The following is a 19,263-nucleotide window of genomic DNA, read 5'->3' as shown; positions in this document are numbered from 1 at the left end:
AGCCATGCTAGGAAAATTCCAGAGTGCCCCATCTTCTGCCAACAGTCGCGTCTTTATTTACGAAGTCGAAGGACTGCGGCAAAACGACCAAACTGAAGGCAACAGCCATGAGATTCGGGATAGCGCCGTCTTGCTGAAGGTTCCCTATCGCCGCATGAATGAAGAGATGCAGCGCATTAGTCGTCTGGGCGGCAAAATCGTCAGCATCCGCCCGCTGGACGGCAGCACCCCCGTGGGTAAGACGCGCAAAAAAGCACTGCGGTCCTTTGCGCCGAATCAGGAGTCCCTCTATCGGGTGCGGTTTGCGCAGTCAGGTCGTCCCGGCACGCCGCAGGTGCGGCGCAGCATGAACGAATGCGTTGTTTCTCGGGGACAGCTCTCGTCTACCCTGCAGCGACTCAATCAGCGCGGAAATCGGGTTGTGGACGTGTCTCCGGCCTAATGTCTGACGTGTCTTCCGTGAGTGCGGCCGTTGCGCAGCTCTATAATACCTATCCCTTTCCACCAGAACCTCTGTTAGATCATCCCCCACCCGGCCATAACTGGCGGTGGAATTGGCTGACGGCCTATCACTTTTGCACAGGGCAAAAGCCTGCCCGGCAAAATGTTCGGATTCTGGATGCAGGGTGCGGTACGGGGGTGGGGACAGAGTATCTTGTGCACCTGAACCCCACCGCTGAGGTGGTGGGGATTGACTTAAGTGTTGAGGCACTGGCGGTGGCCCAAGCGCGCTGCCAGAAGTCAGGAGCTGAGCGTGCTCAATTCCATCCCCTTAGCTTGTTTGATGTGGCACAATTGCCGGGGCAGTTTGATTTGATCAACTGCGTCGGCGTGCTGCACCATACTGCAGATCCGATCCGGGGTCTGCAGGCTCTGGCGCAGAAGCTGGCGCCTGGGGGCCTGATGCATATTTTCGTCTACGGCGAACTGGGCCGTTGGGAAATTAAGCTGATGCAAGAGGCGATCGCACTTTTGCAGGGCGATCAGCGGGGCGACTATCAAGATGGCGTTCAAGTGGGGCGGCAGCTCTTTGAGACCTTGCCGGCCGAGAACCGCCTGCGTCAGCGTGAGCAAGAGCGCTGGTCATTGGAAAACCATCGGGACGGCTACTTTGCCGATATGTACGTTCATCCCCAAGAGATTGACTACAGCATCCCGACGCTCTTCGAGTTGATTGATGCCTCTGGGCTTGAGTTTATTGGTTTTTCTAATCCTCGCGTTTGGGATTTAAACCGGCTGATCAGCAGAGCGCCTGACCTTTTAGAACGGGCGCAGACCCTCAGCGATCGCCAAACCTATCGCCTGATCGAGCTTTTAGATCCCTCCGCCATCTCACACTACGAATTTTTCCTGGCTCGATCCCCCCTGCCTCAGCAGACCTGGACTATTGATGAACAGCTCCTGCGGGCCATCCCTGAACCGAGCCCCTGTTTAGAGCACTGGCGCGACAGTCCCCAGTTCTTCGGGCCTAATTACGACCTCATCAAGCTAGAGCCATCAGAATGGGACTTCTTGCTGATCTGTGACGGCAATCAAAACTCGCTGAAAAGCGTGGGTGAGCTGCTCCAGGAAATCGACAGTAGCCTAGAGGTTGTGCGATCGCTGCACCGACAGCAGTTGATTCTCTTAACGCCTTCCCCTGCCGAAGCCTAAATCAGCAGCGCTCGGGTACGCTAAACCATCGCTGGGCTCATCCAACGTTGTACCGCCTATTGTGTATAAAAAAGCATTCTTGCGCCCAGTATAATCACCGATAAACAACCGACTAGATAGACCGTAGCCATCCGCAGAAATCCCTGTTGAATCAGGCTTTGAGACTGCTGAGCCGATTGCTTTGCCTGGTGGGCTAGTTGCCACTCCCGTCGCTCAGATCTGTGGCTATGGGTTGCGATCGCTTGCAAATCCTGGGCCTTTGCCAGACAGTCTTGAGTCTTGGTCAGATTGCCTTGTCTTGCATACAGTTCTGCATAGAGGTGGTAGTGGTGGGCGATCTCGTTGAGCAAATCAGAGCAATAGTGCAGTCTCTCTGCTTTCTGCCAGTGATTGGCACCTGACCCAAGCCTCGCGTCTGAGGCTTGGGAGAGCGCCCATAAATAGGCATCAGATTTGACGTCGCTCTTGGGGAATGGCTTCATGGCAACAATCCATTAACTGGCTAAGTACCAAACAGCAGATGAAGAAATCTAGAAGACGGTCTTCAAGCCGTGGCGCTAGGGAGGATCGCCCCATCCTTATCGGTCTGGGCGATATTTTTCAACCAGATCCCAACGCAACACTTCTTGTACAGTATTTTCACTGCTCTATAGAAGTTATATTCCTCGCGCTCTGTTGTAATTGAGGGGCTAGACGCTGTCTCCAGCGCTACGCCAAATTTTACTCAAGCTGATGTGCAATATTTGTGCGGTGGTTGAGTACTGATTCTGTTGAGGAGGCAGGCGCTGTGTTGATGGCTATCATCTTACCTCTCGATATTGAGGCCCTTCTCAGTCTTAATCGTTCTGTGGGCTTGAACTTGTGTTCGCCCCACTGCATACTTAAAGTCAGTCGATGGCCCCAATCAGCCTGAGACATCAAGCGCCGTTATTGCGGCCCCAAATCTAACTTCCTGTGGGATATCAGCCCACATCCTCCTCCGCCCTAACATTCTGGCTATGGCGAATCGACTATTCAACGGATCGCCCTTTATCTGGGTGAACTGTGATATCGGGTGCGAGAAAGTACAGCTTTTAGCAGAGTATAAAAAATGGATGTAATGGCGTTTTTTGAACTGAGTACTGGCACATGGCAATCTCATCGGACCACACATCATCTGGCCTTCAAAAAGGCTGAATCGGGTCAATTTGAGATTCAGGTCGAGGCCCTGCCCGCAAGCGATCCGCGCATTGTCGAGCTTTGTCAACTGCATGGTGTCGACTCCAGTTTGGCCGTGGGTGGCGCGTACGTAGGCTGGAAAGGTTCAATGGCGTGGGATAAAGAAAATGAAAGCCATGACTCCTCCAGTGTCTTTGCGCTGATTCCAGATGCTGACCATCCCCGACGGGGGAAACTCCTCAGAGAACAGGGCTATGCCGAAACGGTTCCCGTGGCTGGGCAATACTACATGGATGAACAGGATGCTCTTGTCCTCACGACCGAATACGAAGTGATGAGTTCAGTGGAGCGCTTTTGGTTTGCCAGTCCGAATCTCCGTATGCGAACCAGTACCGTAAAAAGGTTCGAATCTTTCACCACCGCAACCTTCTGTACTGAATTACGGCGTGGGCTCGCTTCAGTTCCACCTGCCGCTCAAGCTGTCCAATCAAGCTTATCCTCCGATGCAGTAGCAGATTCGCCCTCGCAAGATTATTCACGTCTCGGTTCGTAAATCTGCTTATGCCAGATTGTTTAGATCTGCAGGGATAGGGATTCTCTATGAACTGTGCATTGTTTCTTTAAATAAATTTGTGAATTAATGTATGTGCACTAGCGTATGATAGCGACTAAAGATCTCGCTATACGCTAGTGCTGCTTCAGGTCTCGATAGCAAGGACTGAGTGACAGCTAATGGAAAACATAAGCATTTTTCGTTAGTGAGTCCAAGCTCGATCGTCGGTTCATTACTATCATTCATTCATTATTTGCAGCTGCCGAATGCTGACGCTTTGTATTAACGTCGAGGTTTTTCCTATAAATTATTAATTTTTGAGGTGTTTTAAACATGCCGTTGCCATTGCTGGAATATTCTCCTACCTCTCAGAATACGCGTGTCTCCTCTCGGTTTGATGTTCCTGGCGATGAACAGCCACGGGTTTTTTCAACAGACGATCTATTTGAACCGAGCGACATTGAGACCTTGATTGAGGCTGCCTATTTGCAGCTTTTTCACGAGCAGCAGATGCTGGACTTTAATCGCCAGACGACTCTAGAATCTCAGCTGAAGACCGGCCAGATCACCGTCAAAGATTTTATTAGAGGTCTGGCTACCTCTGATTCTTTTCGCCGTCTCAACTTTGATGTCAACAACAATTACCGATTTTCTGAACTCTGTGTTCAGCGGATTTTAGGCCGACAGGTGTACAGCGATCGGGAAACAATCGCTTGGTCTATTGTGCTAGCGAACAAAGGTCTGAACGGCTTCATTAACGCACTACTCGAGAGTGACGAATATCTCGATAACTTTGGTGAATATACCGTTCCGTATCAAAGACGTCGGGTCTTACAGCAGCGAGCCGAAGGCGAGGTGACCTTTGCCCATATGCCCCGCTACGGTACTGATTACCGGAATCAGCAGGCGAGTGCTGAACGCTCTAATCGCTCTCAACGTAGCGCAGCGAAATCGAAGAAAAAAACAACAACTCGAATTCTAAACTTTATGACCAGGGCGACCAGGGTTGGAGCGAGTCGCTGAGACTTCGTCGTTGGTGCATATGACTTCAGTGGGAATGTCTCCATAATTTGATCAGTTATTGTTGACGGCTGGTCAAATTATGGAATTCACCTGGGTGAAAGGGGACACGCGCTCACCGATACGTCTAATCCGACACCACTTTTCTCCGGTGCTAGAGCTTTAGGCGATCAGACCACTCTATGGATTAGAGATGCGGGTTTAGCGAGGTGCAGCAGCATGAAAGATATGGATAGAGAAACCTGCGCCGGTTGAGGTGATGTTGTGATGCTGTAGGGTCGCAATTCCCTTGAGAATTTTTGATGAACTCTCATTTCGCCTTCAAATAACTTCGTAAATTAATGTGTGGGCACTAGCGTATGATGAGCACTAGAGATCTCACCCTTTGCCAGTGCTATTTAAAGCCACGATGGCAGTGACCGAGTTATTGCCTGTGGCAAATCAGCCATAAGCTTTCTCCATCAGCGCATTGAAGCTTCATTGTAGGCTCATGGCTATTCTATTCAATAGTGACGACTGCCGAAGGCTGGTGCGTTTTATTAACGTCGGGGTCTTTCATATCAATCATTCATTTTTGTAAATCATTCATTTTTGAGGTGTTTTGAATATGCCGTTGCCGTTGCTGGAATATGCTCCTACGTCTCAGAATACGCGTGTCTCTTCTCGTTTCGATGTTCCTGGTGATGAGCAGCCCAGGGTTTTTACCATTGAGAATGTTCTGTCACCCGGTGACATGGAGACTTTGATTGAGGCTGCCTATCTACAGATTTTCCATGAGCAGCAAATGCTGGACTTCAATCGCCAGACCGCTCTAGAATCTCAGCTGAAGACCGGCCAGATCACCGTCAAAGACTTTATTCGGGGCCTCACCACCTCTGATTCTTTTCGTCGTCTCAACTTTGATGTCAACAACAATTACCGCTTCGCTGAGCTTTGTGTGCAGCGCCTTCTCGGCCGACAGGTTTATAGCGATCGTGAAACCATTGCTTGGTCTATCGTCTTGGCTACTAAAGGCCTCAATGGTTTTGTGAATGCCCTGCTAGAGAGTGATGAATACCTCGATAACTTTGGCGAGTATACGGTGCCCTACCAAAGACGCCGGATTCTACAGCAGCGAACCGAAGGCGAGGTGACGTTTGCCCACGAAGCTCGCTATGGCGACGACTACAGAAACCAGCTATCCGGTTCTGGGCGATCTAATCGTTCTTCTCGACGATCGAGTGCCAAAACTCGGGTTCAGCGTCCTTCCGGTGGTACCTTTGCTCGTCCTGCAGCAGCCCGTCGTCCTGCAGCAGCTCCTCGTCCTGCAGCCCGTCCTGCAGCCCGTCCTGCAGCAGCTCGCGTTAGCCGCTCCTCCTCCTCTTCAACGTCCGATGGTGGTCAAATCAAGTTCACTGAGCTGTTAGCACCTGTGCTGATTATTTCGGTACTGATTACTCTTGTCGGAGCTGTTGCTTTATTTAGCTCTTAGCTCAATGCCAGCGGCTTACTCGCTGGCCATGCTTTAAATCAAGACATTTCTGAAGGCTTCCACTGAGACAAGTGGAAGCCTTTTTTGAGTGCGTTTTGCAAAGGCTAAACTGGATAACCGTTTTCTGTCGATGCGTCTCTGCTCATGCAGCGATTGCCGGATATCCTGACTCCAGACCTAAGGAGGGGAAGAATATCCCTAAGGGCTGTCCTACCTATACTGACTGTTCTATAGACGGTCAGCAGAACAGGTTCGTATACTCAATGACTCTCATTGGCCTATACAAGGAAATGTATCTGTTAAGATTACCAGATATATTTCTTTACATTTTTGGTTGGCCTTATCCAAGAGCGTCCATGTCTGCGATCCAATCCCATCCGAAGTCGCGCCGTCTAGAAGCAGGGACCGACGTCTCTACAGTCCAGGTTGACTGGATCCGTATTCAAAGCATTCGTCGGGATGGTGGTACTCAGTCTCGTGCCTGTTTGGACCCAGAAACCCTAGAGACCTATCGCCGTAGTCTAAACGAGGGGGAGCAGTTCCCGCCTGTTACTTTGTTCTACGATGGCGAGAGCTATTGGCTCGCCGACGGTTTTCATCGCGTTAAAGCCCATGAAGTGGCTGAGCGGAAGGAAATTGCGGCTGAAGTGAAAGCCGGTACACGGCGAGATGCCATTTTGTATAGTGCAGGGGCCAACGCGACCCACGGTCTGCGGCGGTCTAATGCCGATAAGCGGCGGGTGGTCGAAACTCTGCTTGATGACCCAGAGTGGCGACAGTGGAGCGATCGCGAAATTGCCGCGCGTTGTCACGTGAGCCATCCGTTCGTAGGTCAGCTGCGCCAAGAACGGCAGGGCCGAAAGGGTGAGCCCGCTGCGCCTGATGTTTCTGAACCCTCACCTCGTCTCGCTCAAAGGGGCGGAAAAACCTATACCGTCGATGTCAGCAATATTGGCGGCAGCCTCTCTTCTAGAACCAGGAACAGACATCAAAAGCCATCCCCTGCAGCGCCGTTGGTGAGCGTTGAACCGCCCACGGTCAAAAAAGGTGAGACCTGGCTGTTGGGCCGTCGCCATCGGCTTTTTTGTGGGAATCAATCCTCTCGTAAACTTCAAGCCTTGCTGCCTGCCGAGATTACCCTGTTGCTGTTGTTTCCCTCGACCTCTGAGGAATGGTTACCCAGTCTGCCGCTGGAGGCCCAAAGCGTGTTGGCCTTCTACAGTCAGCATCTTGGAGAGATTCACTTAGAAACGCTGCGGAACATTATCTACAATAGCCTCTCCGGCACTACGGATGCAGAGGATACGGTGGTGATGCTGAACTTGCCCGACCCTTCGAGCTTTCTGTTGATTGAAGAAATGGACTGCAGCAGCTTCTGTGCCGAGCCTGACCCAAGCCGCTGTCGAGAAGCCCTTGCAGCCTGGGCCGTGACCGGGCAACCCATTCATAAGCTCTAAGCATAGCTCCTGTGACTCTATGCGACCCCGTCTCCACAGCGGTGGGCCGCAGGGTGTGACAAGCCGTCGATGTTGCTTGGATCGCCTTATTGTGAATAATTCCTAATTTATAGTCGAATTGCTTAAGCAAAAATACTTATTTACCTTATGATTGAGGCCTAGGCTTTAAAAGTCAATATTATCCGCTTTAAAATCAGAGTCAGGAACCTTTGATATTGGGGCTCTAGACATTTTTTCGTATCAACCCTCACGTCTTCGGCACTCATTGTTGGAGCGATGGCCTGCGGAGCTTGAACGCCGATTTTAAGAAAAGATGCGGGACGTTGAACGATTCTGTTTTGCCGTAGTTTGGTGGCCTGAATGCGGGGCTAGGATTGCTGCCGGGGCGGGTGCCATTAGATTCGTATTGAACTTTTGGAGTCCATTACACTCGTTGGAGGTGCGTTGAATATGCCATTACCTTTACTGGAGTTTACTCCGACCTCTCGAAATACTCGTGTCCCAGGATTTGAGCTTCCTGGTGATGAGCAACCCCGACTCTATTCGACAGAGCGTTCACTGTCGGTGAGTGAGAAAGGCGACCTGATTGAGGCTGCCTATCTACAGATCTTCCACGAGCAGCAGATGCTGTCTTTCTGTCGTCAAACCTTTCTAGAGTCGCAGCTCATGATTGGGCAAATAACGGTGCGAGAATTTATTCGTGGTTTGGCTACATCTGATGCTTTTCGCCGACTCAACTATGAGGTCAACAATAACTATCGATTTACTGAACTGTGTGTGCAGCGGATTCTGGGTCGGCAGGTCTACAGCGAACGGGAGAAGCTTGCTTGGTCGATTATCTTGGCTACAAGGGGACTGCAGGGCTTCATTGCCGAGCTGATTGACAGTGATGAATACATGCGGCACTTTGGCGAGCATACGGTTCCTTACCAGCGGCGTCGGGTTTTGCCGCAGCGAACGCAGGGCGAATGGACCTTTGCCCATACGGCCCGCTACGGCACTGATTATCGCGATCAGCTGCCTCGCCCGAGTCGTGAGGACCCTCTCCGAGCGTCAGGGCTGAGTGGTTCTGGCCTGCGCCTAAATCTGGGCTCGGATGAAAAACGTCTGCTAATCGTTGCTATCTCTGTTGTAGCGGCAGCGGCGTTGTGGCTGGTACTGCATGCGCCAGCCGGATAGTCGGTCTACGGCCTGACCCTTCATCTATAGATGTAAGTCTATGGACGGGGGCACTTTACCTGTCCATTCCCTCTTTACCTATTAGATGCGTAGGATGGGGAAGCGGGGCACCGAGAGTCTTCTCTGGTTCAGTCCCATCTCAGTCTTGAGTCGAGTCAGCCTTCTGTTGCCTCGGCTTAAAGATTTTCTGCTGGCCAACCTTATAGTAAAGCGAAGAAGTTTGAAGAAGGTTGGCTAATATGGGCAGTAATATATTTTAGATTTATTGCGCTATGATGAGGCGCAAACTGCTTGTAGTTTCTGGGCTCTAGCGATTATTCGCTCGATTTATGGTCTTCATAGAAGCCCTGGTTTTTTATAATTCGTAATAAATAAGGAACCTGCGACATAGTACAAACAAAGTAATGCAACAAAGTTTCATTACTACAAAAAGATAGGTAAAGTCCTTCATCTGCTTTAGGGATGAAGGCAGGGCAAAGGCCCGTTTCACTGCTTTACCTGCTTCAGGCAGGCTCAGAGACTTTAAGTCTTGAGCTTTTTGCCGCGCCATTGTATTGGCTTATAAAGCGTACTCCCATATCCATTCTAGGAGAGTTGAATTTTATGTTGGATGCATTTGCAAAAGTAGTCTCTCAGGCTGACACGCGGGGTGACTTCCTCGATGATTCTCAAATCGACGCCCTACAGGCGATGGTTTCAGATGGCAACAAGCGTTTGGATGTTGTCAATACTTTAACTAGCAATTCTTCGACCATCGTGTCGAATGCAGCCCGCGCGTTGTTTGACAGTCAGCCTGCTCTAATCGCTCCCGGTGGGAATGCCTACACCAACCGACGGATGGCTGCTTGCCTGCGTGATTTAGAGATCATTCTGCGCTATATCACCTATGCTGCCTTTGCTGGCGATGCCAGTATCTTAGAGGACCGCTGCTTGAATGGCCTCAAGGAAACCTATCAAGCTCTAGGCGTTCCTAGTTCTTCGATGTCAGCTGCGGTTAAGAACATGAAGGATGAGGGCGTTGCGCTCATCAGCGACCCAAGTGCCTTTACTCAAGGGGACTGCTCCAACCTGATCGCTGAAGTTGGCAGTTACTTTGATCTAGCCGCTCGCGCTGTGTAGTCTGCTTCAGACTGCTTGTCTTTTTGGCTCGTGATGAGGGCATGACCTCAATCGCGAGTCACCCTACTCGTGAACTCAATTCTTTTCGGGAGATAATTAATGAAAACCCCTTTGACTGAAGCACTGGCTTCTGCGGATTCTCAAGGCCAATTTCTCACCAATAGCGAAATGCAGGTTGCGTTTGGCCGCTACAAGCAAGCAACTGCAGGTTTACAGGCTGCAAAAGCCCTAACAGGCAAAGCTGATAGCCTCATCAGTGGTGCTGCTTCTGCGGTGTATTCAAAGTTCCCTTACACCACTCAGCTAGATGGCGATAACTATTCTTCAACCCCTAGAGGGAAAGATAAGTGTGCCCGTGATATTGGTTACTACCTACGGATGGTGACTTACTGCTGCGTGGCTGGTGGTACTGGCCCTATGGATGAGTACTTGCTCAGCGGCGTCGCTGAAATTAACCGCACTTTTGAGCTATCACCGAGCTGGTATGTTGAAGCGCTTAAGTACATCAAGTCAAATCATGGCTTGAATGGAGATGCTGCTTTGGAAGCGAACTCCTATATTGACCACGCTGTTAATGCGCTCAGCTAAGATCGCTTAACCTCGATGGCCTGGCAATCGCAAACTGTCGCGGCTTTTTGCACCTGCTGGGCCTGTCATCACGGCTAAACATATACTCGGGCCACCTTGTATTGGTCATTGCTTTTCCGGAGAAGATGCGATCGCTAACGCGAGCATTTCTCCGGTTTTTTTTTGAGGGATAGCTGTGGATACATGCGAGCAGGAAAATCAGCAGCTTACGGTTGAGCAGGCTGTTGATCATTTACAGGGAGAGGACCTAGGGCTACGCGTCTATGCGGCTTGGTGGCTAGGACGGTTTCGGGTGGATACACCGGATGCCGTGGATGGCTTAATTGCAGCCTTAGCGGATGAGGACGATCGCACAGAGGCTGGTGGATATCCCCTCCGGCGCAATGCGGCTAGGGCGCTAGGGAAGCTGGGGCATCAAAGGGCAGTCTCAGCTTTGCTGGTGGCTCTAGAGTGTTCTGACTTTTATGTGCGCGAAGCGGCGGCGCAGGCACTCGAAAGTTTAGGCCATCCAGACTGTATTGCGCGGCTCGTGGCATTGCTCAATGATCAGGTCCCTGGGACGCTACCGGCACCGGAACCTCCGCATCTAGTCCAACCCTTTGAGGCGATTATTGAAGCGTTGGGGACGCTGGGGGCGCAAGAGGCGCGGTCTTTAATTGAACCCTTTTTAGATCACAGTGTTCCGCGCATTCAATATGCGGCCTTGCGTGCGATGTTTCAACTGACCTCAGATCCTCAGGCTGCTCGCCAATATGGGGAGGGGCTGGTGCAGGCGCTGTCCCATGACAATCTGTCGCTCCGACGGGTGGTGCTCTCTGATTTGGGAGCCATTGGATATTTGCCGGCGGCGGTTGCGATCGCACGCACCCCGGCTGAAAATAGTTTGAAGCTGATCGCCCTCAAAGGCGTATTAGAAAAGCAGGTTTCTGGGCCTGACCTCTCTGCCGAGGCCGTGGAGGTGATGACCTTGATGGATGGTTTACTGTAGGGGGCTACCCTGAACCGCAGCAGCACAAAAAATAACGGCACGCAAAAGACTTTGGATGTTAACGACTGATTTTCCCTATGGCTGACGATCTTGCTTCTTTAATTGAGGCCGTTGATGCTGCTGATTCCTCTGCATCACTGTTTCGAGCTGTGCAAAATTTGGCAGGGGCGGGTCTAGAGGGTGCGATTCCGACCCTAATTGCGGCCCTGAGCTACAACAATCCTGGCGCTGCGATCGCATCCGTTAGCGGACTTGTACAGTTGGGGACCGCGTCGGTCCCAGCGATTATGGCGCAGCTTGACGGTCACAACTATACGGCTAGAGCCTGGGCCATTCGGGCACTGGCCGAGATTGGCGACCCGAGGGGGATGGCAATTTTATTAGAGGCTGCCACCTCTGACTTTGCAGTCAGCGTCAGACGGGCGGCAACGAAGGGTCTCGGTTCTATCCAGTGGGACGGTTTTCCGGCTTCGCTTTTGCAGCCGGCTCAGACTATTGCGCTGTCGGCGCTATTGCAAATTGCCCAACAGGATGATGAATGGGTCGTTCGCTATGCCGCAGTGGTGGGTCTGCAGCAGTTTGCCAGCCACCAATGGCCGAGGACTGAGGAAAGATGCTCGCAAATTCAGACCCAGCTAGCGCAGATGCTGCCATCTGAACACAGTCTCGCCGTGCGTGCCCGCGTTCAGATGGCGCAGCAGCACCTGCAATCTATGGACGATCAGACGACAACAGCAAGGGCTGAACAGCCTTCACCCCTGACCGAAAAGGACTGGACTGTGATTCGAGATCAGCTGCGGGCGTTTGAGCAAAGTACTGTGGGCGTTACTCTCAGCGCGATAGTCTGACAATATAAACGCAGCGGCCTGGTCGCTACGGCGCTGCTCGGCGCTGTAGCCGATTGAGAATGCGCTCGGCTAGCTCGAATCCCATGATTGGTTTATGTAGATAGTCGTCTGCACCTGCTTTAAAAGCTTGGCGTTGAGTGGCGGCATCGGCGGGAGCACTGAGGAAGAGTATGGGCAACTGGCACCAAACCGGATCGCTGCGCAGCAGCCCGCAAATTTCTAGCCCGCTCACCTCAGATAGATGTAGGTCTAGGACAAGGGCATCGGGCATCACCGCTTTAATCACGGTCCAAAACTGCTGTGGATCGGCGAGGGTCGTGACCTTAAAACCCCACGGCTTCAGCAGCGTGGTCACGGCGTATAGCCAATCTTGATCGTCATCTAGAACCATGACTTTGCTGGATCGATTGAGCCGGTCTAAAAACTGGACAACCGCCTCAATGACCTGCTCTGGCTGCCCCAGCTCTAGGAATAGCCGCCCGCCCCAACGGAGAACCTCGATGCGATCGCGTAACTCTCCCTGCTCAGCCATCACCAACACAGGTACGTCTGGATAATAGTGGCTAAAAAAACGCCATGTTTTTGACAGTTCGCTTGACTGATCCATGGGTTTGCGGGCCGTGTCTCCCCGCCGCGATTCTGAAGGGAACTGAAACAAAATTGCATCGGGATATTGCGTGATAAATTCACCGTTAGAGGCCTGTAAATCTAAGCCTGATTGCTGTGGTAGACCTGACAGGCTTTGAAGATGCAGACCATGCTTTTCTGCTGCCTGCACCAGGGAGTGACTAATGTCGACATCTGAACTCATGAGGATTAAGTTTCGGGTGCGGTGCGTCGTCGGCTGATTCTGCCTTGCGGGCCTCAGGAGAGAATGGGGCTCAGAGAAGGGTAAAGCCTGAGCCGGTATGGTTGAGGACGGGGATGCCTCTTCTCGCTTGGAGGCCTTCAGGTAATACCCCCGCCCGTGGACTGTGGCAATAAAATCTTTCGGGGCACCGGATTCCACTAGCTTTTGCCGCACGCGCCGAATATGGGAGCGCACGGTGGCTTCCGATGGAAATTGTTCTAAGGACCACAGGCGATCGATAATTTCATCGGTGCTAAAGACGTGTTGGCTGTCGCGCAGCAGCAGCTCTAATAGCTCATACTCCATGGTGCTTAACGTTAAGGGCTGGCCGTTGTAGCTCACTTCATAGGTACTGAGATTGAGCAGCAGATCTCCCCATGCGAGAATCGGTAAGGGATTGGTGCTGCTGCGCCGTAGTAAGGCGCGCACACGTGCCAAGAGTTCTGCTGCTTCAAAGGGCTTGACGACATAGTCGTCTGCGCCCGCATCTAGTCCTTCGACCTTCGCTGTTGTTGTATCCTGATCCGACAGCAGCAAGATCGGCGTGGTAAAGCCTTCTGTACGGAACCGTTTACACAGACTAATGCCATCTAATTTTGGGACTGCGACATCTAATATGATTAGGTCATAGTCAAAGGTTGACCCATAGGTCCAGCCCATTTCACCCTCTTTGGCGACATCTAAGATATAACGGCGGAGCATCAAATACTTGGTCAAGTCTTTAATCAGTAAATTGTCATTTTCTATTAATAAGACTTTCATAGATGCACCGATCAGATGTAGGCTCTTATGCCTTCTGACTATCTAAAAACGTTTATTTAATTCCTATACTTTTCTCTAAGTCAACGCCTTCAGTGTCGAGACAGGAGTCAAGAGAGAAGCAGCAAGATCGGATTGTCTCAGATCTTAATCGAGTCTGATTTTTGTGTAGAAAAATGACGACACTGGTGAGCCTAGTGAGTTCCTACAGCTCTGTTAAGAGATTTATCCTCTGATTATTGAGAATAGCAATAAAGATCTATGTTTTGATACAGATGCCTAAGAAACTTAACTTTTCTGAAGAATATAATTGTTTGAGACTTTGCGATCGCAAGCCTTTATAAGTTATGAAATATATTTAAGGTTGGCGTGAATTTGCTCGACACTATTTTCTGATCATCAACGTCAATACATCGAATCTATTGTCTTTTGTTGATTAAGGGAATAGCGGCACTGCCGCTCTTATTTCACGAGAACTCGATATTCCATTTGCAAGGTGAGCACTATGCTAGCAGGTCGCTATAAAATCATTAAAGAATTTAAGGATGGCGGCTTTAGCCAGACCTTTTTGGCTAAGGATCAGCGTCATCCCCAACAGCGGCGCTGCGTGATCAAGAAACTGCAGCCTCAGGACACCGATGCGTTCACCGTTAAGACGGCTCGCCATCTGTTTACAGAAGAAGTGAATGCCCTTAAGAAGCTGGGACACTATACACAGATCCCTCAACTATATACAACGTTCACGGATGGGTCTGATTTTTACTTGGTTGAAGAATTTGTTGTGGGTCGCAGCCTTGCCCGGGAGCTGCGATGGGGGCGGAACTGGAGCGAAGCTCGGGTGCTAGAGCTGTTGCAGAACATTTTGACTACCTTGGCGTTTGTCCATCGTCAGGGTGTGATTCACCGAGATCTGAAGCCGCAGAACCTGATTCGGCGTCAGTCAGACCAAAGTATTGTTCTAATTGACTTTGGCAGTATTCAGCAGTGTCAAACTAGCTCAGATGCGGTGGTGGGGACCGATGGCTACATCCCCCCCGAACAGCTCCAGGGATATCCCAATCTGTGTAGCGATGTCTATGCTGTGGGCATGGTGGCGCTCCAGGCGCTGACGGGCATTGATCCTACGAAGCGAGCCTTCGATGTTGATGAGCGCACGGGCAAAGTGAATTGGGGTCGGTATCCAAAAATTAGTTCTGATCTGGCCAACGTGATCGACACGATGGTTTGTTATAAGCTGCGAGATCGCTATAGTTCGGCTTCCGAAGCCCTGAGAAGTATCAATACACTTTTCGAGACACCGCGACGTTCTGCCGCTGTGCCGACAAGACGGAGGTTTTTGCGATTTGTAGGGGCCTTCGGGCTTTTAGGGACGGGGCTGGCTCTGCCGACGCTGTTATCGAACTCTGAGACTAGCGATCGCGTTTCCTTTCAGTTGCCGCTGCCAACCGCTTCCTCCGGCCGCTCTCCAAAAGCAGACGAACCAAAACCCTTTCCCTTAGTTCCTGTGCCTACCCCCCTAGAGAAAGCTGAATTAATCGAGCGCTATGGATCTTACAACGAGTGCTGCAAGATCGCAGTAGCGCGGGGCATTCAGTTCCATGGCGCTCCTAGTTGGGAGAAGCTGATCCAAGCGTTTAGCTACTTAGATGCGATTCAAGAGTTTAGCCATGGCTATATGGCGGCTTATCCTAGCTTGGCCCTGTCGGAAGTCAAATTCGAGGTGAATCTCCTGGTCTGAGGCAAAAGCGTAGTGAAGCGTGGGTCAACCTGTCTCCGATTCTGCAGATGAGAGGAGAAGATGCTTCACAAATGTGTGCTGAATCCCTGAGCAGGGAACACTACGAATAATATCTCAATGAGAACGATCACATTTGTAGCAATTTTGTCAAAAAATTGTTACTTTGCATAATATAGTAAGCCAAATTGAGATTGCTAACCTAGTCTTTTTTCTGCCTGACAGGCTGAGCATCTTAAGGTTTGGACCTTTTCGTAGTGGAGCAAATGTTTGTGAGTGAGTCTGTACAGCTATCGTTAGAACAGCAGTTTAAATTGCGCTCCTTTATGACTCAGGTCAAAGGAATGAGTCGAGAGCAGTCTCAGGAGTTCCTAGTGCAGCTCTACGAGCAAATGATTGTGCGCGAGACTCTCTACAAAGAACTGCTCAAAAATGAATGGGAGATTGGCAATCCTATCTTTTGATATCTTCTGCACTGACTGCCGTGCTTAGGTGTATGTATAGAACCCATTTGAAATCTTTTTTCTAATCGACGGAAATGATAGGTGTCGTCAAGTCCAAGTGTCATGACCTATTCCAGTAGTCTGACTGATTCAGAATGGGAAATCCTCGAACCGCTGTTGCCAGAAGTTCTGCCTCCCAAGAAGAAGACCCGTCCGCTTGCATGGGGCTATCGAGACCTGATTAATGGGATGCTCTGTCGACTCAAGAATGGCTGCAATTGGCAAGACTTACCCAAAGACCTGCCTCCCTATTCAACGGTATTTTGGCATTACAATCAGTGGCCTCAAGCCGGCTCCATCGAGAAGCTGATGACGCTGCTGCACGAGCGGGTCCGAGAGCAGGTTAAAAAAAGCCCACATGGACCACATTAATGATGGCCGACTCCCAGGCCGTCATTAATACCTGCAATGCCTCTGTTGAGTCCAAAGGCTTCTGTTTCTACAAAGCAACCAATGGAATAAAGCGGCATCTAGCGGTTGATACCCTTTTCCCTTCTTTACTCACTGCACCGCTGCGAATCTGTCAGACGACGCTGGCTTATTGGAAATGCTGATTGACAACATCGATTATTTTCGCTCGAAGCCAGTGAACATTCCTAAAATAACGATCTTGCTAGACAACGGTTATCATCCTCAGCCGTTGGAGATAGCGCTCAAGAAGGTGTATAGCATTACGCATATACGTTAGGACTATTTTTGAAGGCGGCATCGACACAGTCTCGAAAGGTGTCAAACTCCATCCACCGTTGCTTCATCCAATTTTTAAGTACAAACCACCATCGTTCTATCTTGTTGAGGTCTGGTGAATAGGGCGGCAGATACCAAATCTCACAGCCCTTCTCAGTGACCATCTCCTCTATCGCTTGGCCTTTATGAAAGCTGGCATTGTCAATAACAATGATATCTCCTGGCTTTAACTGCGGCAGCAGACTCTCCTGAAGCCACATTTTAAATAATGAGCGGTTGCAAGAGCCACTAAACGTCATCGGTGCAAACACTTTGCCGCTCTTGAGCGCTGAGATAAAACTGACTCGCTCTGTCCGTTTCCCTGACTTGAGGGCATGAACTCGGTCCCCGATTGGACCATAGCCATAGAGGTATTCATCTCGATTATCTATGCCTGCTTCATCAACATAGGCGATCTGATGAGGACGCTTTGTCTTGAGGCGTTCTACAAAGGCTTGGCGTTGTTGCTCATCTCGTTCTTGATAACCGTAGGTCTTTTTTTTCGCGTGAAGCCGATTTTAACAAAAGCATCGCTAATATTTTGCTGGCTGACGCCCTCGCCCCAAAGTTTTGCCATTTCCCTGAGTTTTGCCACTATGTTGCTGGGCAAAAGCTCGAAAACGCGGCCAATCTGTGATCTTATGTCGGTTGCCTTGTTGATAGTTTGTGTTCGCCTGATAGTCGCCTGTTGATGATTGGCGTTGAAGCCATAGATGTAGAGTGTTGCGGCTGATATTGAACATCCGACACACTGCTGCTTTGCGCTGACCACTGTTGACGGCATCAATGGCTTTGCTGCGAAGGTCATAGCTATAGGGAGCTGGCATGGGTCTCAAATAATGATGCTGTCACACAGTACTAACATGATTTTGTACTGCTATAAAACTGACTCGCTCAGTTCGTTTCCCTAACTTGAGGGCATGAACCTGTTCTCCGATTGGACCGTAGCTAGTCGTCCCTGAAAAACCTCATTAGCCCATATATCACCAGCCTTTCAGGCACTAAAATGTGGATCTAAATTGCAAGTCAATTCGCTGCCCCTTGCAAAAACTGGTGAAATGGCGCTTTTCTTAATTGCTTGAAGCCCCCAATCCATGTGTTTTCACAAATCTATGTGCTCTAAATCGGGTCTCTAGAAGCTCTGATATACAGGGGCCGCAGCAAAATACCTTCAAAATGCAAGGGGTTTTTCAGGGACGACTAGCTATAGAGATAGTCATCTCGATTATCAATACCAGCTTCATCAACATAGGCAATCTGATGAGGCTGTTTCGTTTGCAAACGTTCTACAAAGGCTTGGCGTTGCTCTTCATCTTGTTCTTGATAACCATAGGTCTTTTTTTTCGAGTAAAGCCAATCTTATGAAAGGCATCGCTGATGTTTTGCTGCGTCACCGACTCTCCCCACAGAGCCGCCATTGGACTTTGAGTCTTGTCACAATGCTGCTGGGCAAACTCGCGGAAACGAGGCCAATCTGTAATTTTATGACGGTTACCTTGCTGATAGTTTGTGATGGCCTGGCCGTCACCGATAGACTCCGCTCGCTGGAGCCATAGATGTAGGGTGTTGCGACTGATATTGAGTATACGACACACGTCTACTTTGCGTTGACCGCTGTTGATGGCGTCAATGGCTTTGCGGCGAAGGTTATAGCTGTATGGCATTGGTATCGCTTCCTCTGTACGCTCCAATATGAAGACTAAACAGCCCAAGGCTTGTACTCACTTACTGCAACGACTGAGGCGTTTGATTGAGACGGTCAATAGTCAGTTGAGTGAACGATTTCACTTTGAAAGGGTGTGGGCTAGGGACCGATGGCATTTAACCAGTCGAATCAATCGAAAAATACTGGCGCACACGGTCTGTTGTTCTCTCAATCATCAGATGGGGTGGGAGTTGCTGCACTTCGATACCCTAGTTATTGATTAGTCGCACATCGCCTTAAGTATTAATGACGTATATTATCCATTCTTAGTATCCGCTATTAATATACGTGGATGAAATTTCCAATAGAGCCGTGTTCGAGTATCATCAATAGGCATCGTCTAGAAGAGTAAGATCGTATTTTCTCTTCACCTGTAGATAGTTGATACTGCTTAGTAGCTTTGATAGAGCGCATCTTCATCCCTTCCTGATGCATATAATGAGGCAGCCCTAGAAAATGTTATGAGAGCGACCTCATGTCCTAGACTCTTTACTGAAGACGCAAGAATAATGAGCTTTAATAGCGTATATTCAATTGATCGTCTATACATGGTTGAGTTCATCTTGTCTCTTTATGTATCTTTTAGAAAAAGTAATATGTCTCATTTAATTTGTTCTCTTTGAGGCGAGAAGATATAACTCTTGAATAAAGAGTGCTTTAGTTGTTTCGATGTACCGATGTTTGTGATTTGTGCAAGCATTAGAAAATTCCTAGCGCGTATAAATTTATTATGTATAGTATGTAAGAGCAGAGAACGCCGTACATACTATGAGTGCTAAGCTACCGAAGACAATAAATAAGTGCTGAAACGTTTGCTAATGGGGAGCTGCTGCGAACTAATGGCTAGTAGTTCTTGACGATTTTGCGGAGCACGCACAGGGCGATAAGTACAAGTATACGTTGTATGTACTATGTATACTTGTGTAGAAGGGTAGTGTTTTATTAGTAACT

The 19,263-nt window shown here is 49.8% G+C and carries 16 protein-coding genes and 3 pseudogenes; 15 read left to right on the top strand and 4 right to left on the bottom strand.

What is annotated here, in order from left to right:
• The first annotated feature begins 4 nt into the window (after positions 1–4).
• Both cpcD and C1752_RS24570 read left to right on the top strand, forming a co-directional pair.
• Positions 5–442: a rod-capping linker protein CpcD gene (gene cpcD / locus C1752_RS24575; RefSeq protein WP_110988694.1), complete on the top strand. Its 438-nt coding sequence runs from the start codon at positions 5–7 to the stop codon at positions 440–442.
• The gene (locus C1752_RS24570; protein ID WP_110988693.1) at positions 442–1,653 is read left to right on the top strand and encodes a class I SAM-dependent methyltransferase; all 1,212 of its coding nucleotides are present in this window, start codon (positions 442–444) and stop codon (positions 1,651–1,653) included. Before cpcD ends, C1752_RS24570 begins: the two co-directional genes overlap by 1 nt.
• A 56-nt stretch (positions 1,654–1,709) precedes the next feature.
• Here C1752_RS24570 and C1752_RS24565 read toward each other — a convergent pair whose 3' ends face one another.
• On the bottom strand, positions 1,710–2,135 hold the full coding sequence (locus C1752_RS24565; protein WP_110988692.1) for a hypothetical protein: 426 nt from the start codon (positions 2,133–2,135) through the stop codon (positions 1,710–1,712).
• A 608-nt stretch (positions 2,136–2,743) separates the two neighbouring features.
• On the opposite strand from C1752_RS24565, the gene C1752_RS24560 reads away from it, so the two are divergent.
• From C1752_RS24560 to cpcF, 9 genes are all read left to right on the top strand, one after another.
• Positions 2,744–3,364, top strand: coding sequence for a phycobiliprotein lyase (locus tag C1752_RS24560; RefSeq protein ID WP_110988691.1), 621 nt, complete (start codon positions 2,744–2,746; stop codon positions 3,362–3,364).
• A gap of 333 nt (positions 3,365–3,697) precedes the next feature.
• A complete protein-coding gene (locus tag C1752_RS24555) occupies positions 3,698–4,387 on the top strand; it encodes a phycobilisome rod-core linker polypeptide (protein ID WP_110988690.1) in 690 nt (229 codons plus the stop codon).
• A gap of 604 nt (positions 4,388–4,991) precedes the next feature.
• Positions 4,992–5,855 (top strand): phycobilisome rod-core linker polypeptide, encoded by an 864-nt coding sequence (locus C1752_RS24550; RefSeq protein WP_110988689.1) that lies wholly within the window; start codon positions 4,992–4,994, stop codon positions 5,853–5,855.
• A gap of 356 nt (positions 5,856–6,211) precedes the next feature.
• Positions 6,212–7,312 carry a ParB N-terminal domain-containing protein gene (locus tag C1752_RS24545; protein ID WP_233501873.1) on the top strand — a complete coding sequence of 367 codons (1,101 nt, stop codon included), beginning with the start codon at positions 6,212–6,214 and terminating at the stop codon, positions 7,310–7,312.
• 450 nt (positions 7,313–7,762) lie between these two features.
• Positions 7,763–8,491 (top strand): phycobilisome rod-core linker polypeptide, encoded by a 729-nt coding sequence (locus tag C1752_RS24540; RefSeq protein ID WP_110988688.1) that lies wholly within the window; start codon positions 7,763–7,765, stop codon positions 8,489–8,491.
• A gap of 603 nt (positions 8,492–9,094) precedes the next feature.
• On the top strand, positions 9,095–9,610 hold the full coding sequence (locus C1752_RS24535; RefSeq protein WP_110988687.1) for a bilin-binding protein: 516 nt from the start codon (positions 9,095–9,097) through the stop codon (positions 9,608–9,610).
• A gap of 99 nt (positions 9,611–9,709) precedes the next feature.
• A complete protein-coding gene (gene cpcA, locus C1752_RS24530) occupies positions 9,710–10,198 on the top strand; it encodes a C-phycocyanin subunit alpha (RefSeq protein WP_110988686.1) in 489 nt (162 codons plus the stop codon).
• A 175-nt stretch (positions 10,199–10,373) separates the two neighbouring features.
• The gene (gene cpcE / locus C1752_RS24525) at positions 10,374–11,186 is read left to right on the top strand and encodes a C-phycocyanin alpha-cysteine-84 phycocyanobilin lyase subunit CpcE (protein WP_233501872.1); all 813 of its coding nucleotides are present in this window, start codon (positions 10,374–10,376) and stop codon (positions 11,184–11,186) included.
• Between the two features lie 77 nt (positions 11,187–11,263).
• Complete coding sequence (gene cpcF / locus C1752_RS24520; protein ID WP_110988684.1) at positions 11,264–12,034, top strand: C-phycocyanin alpha-cysteine-84 phycocyanobilin lyase subunit CpcF; 771 nt, start codon at positions 11,264–11,266, stop codon at positions 12,032–12,034.
• Positions 12,035–12,059: 25 nt separating this feature from the next.
• Here cpcF and C1752_RS24515 read toward each other — a convergent pair whose 3' ends face one another.
• Positions 12,060–13,646: a response regulator transcription factor gene (locus C1752_RS24515; RefSeq protein WP_110988683.1), complete on the bottom strand. Its 1,587-nt coding sequence runs from the start codon at positions 13,644–13,646 to the stop codon at positions 12,060–12,062.
• A 502-nt stretch (positions 13,647–14,148) separates the two neighbouring features.
• Between C1752_RS24515 and C1752_RS24510 the strand changes: the two genes are divergently transcribed.
• The 4 genes and pseudogenes from C1752_RS24510 to C1752_RS30385 form a co-directional block, all read left to right on the top strand.
• Positions 14,149–15,381: a serine/threonine-protein kinase gene (locus C1752_RS24510; RefSeq protein ID WP_110988682.1), complete on the top strand. Its 1,233-nt coding sequence runs from the start codon at positions 14,149–14,151 to the stop codon at positions 15,379–15,381.
• 269 nt (positions 15,382–15,650) lie between these two features.
• Positions 15,651–15,842, top strand: coding sequence for an NblA/ycf18 family protein (locus C1752_RS24505; protein WP_110988717.1), 192 nt, complete (start codon positions 15,651–15,653; stop codon positions 15,840–15,842).
• A 102-nt stretch (positions 15,843–15,944) separates the two neighbouring features.
• The gene (locus C1752_RS24500) at positions 15,945–16,253 is read left to right on the top strand and encodes a transposase (RefSeq protein ID WP_110988681.1); all 309 of its coding nucleotides are present in this window, start codon (positions 15,945–15,947) and stop codon (positions 16,251–16,253) included.
• Positions 16,254–16,255: 2 nt separating this feature from the next.
• Positions 16,256–16,548: pseudogene (locus tag C1752_RS30385) on the top strand (transposase family protein); the annotation flags it as partial.
• Between the two features lie 4 nt (positions 16,549–16,552).
• Here C1752_RS30385 and C1752_RS24490 read toward each other — a convergent pair.
• Positions 16,553–17,434, bottom strand: a pseudogene (locus C1752_RS24490) (IS630 family transposase).
• A gap of 379 nt (positions 17,435–17,813) precedes the next feature.
• Positions 17,814–18,277 (bottom strand): annotated as a pseudogene (locus C1752_RS24485) (IS630 transposase-related protein); the annotation flags it as partial.
• Between the last annotated feature and the right edge of the window lie 986 nt (positions 18,278–19,263).

The organism is Acaryochloris thomasi RCC1774, assembly GCF_003231495.1.
Lineage (GTDB): Bacteria > Cyanobacteriota > Cyanobacteriia > Thermosynechococcales > Thermosynechococcaceae > RCC1774.
Note: the sequence above shows the minus strand (reverse complement) of the source record. Positions and strands in the feature narration are given on the sequence as shown.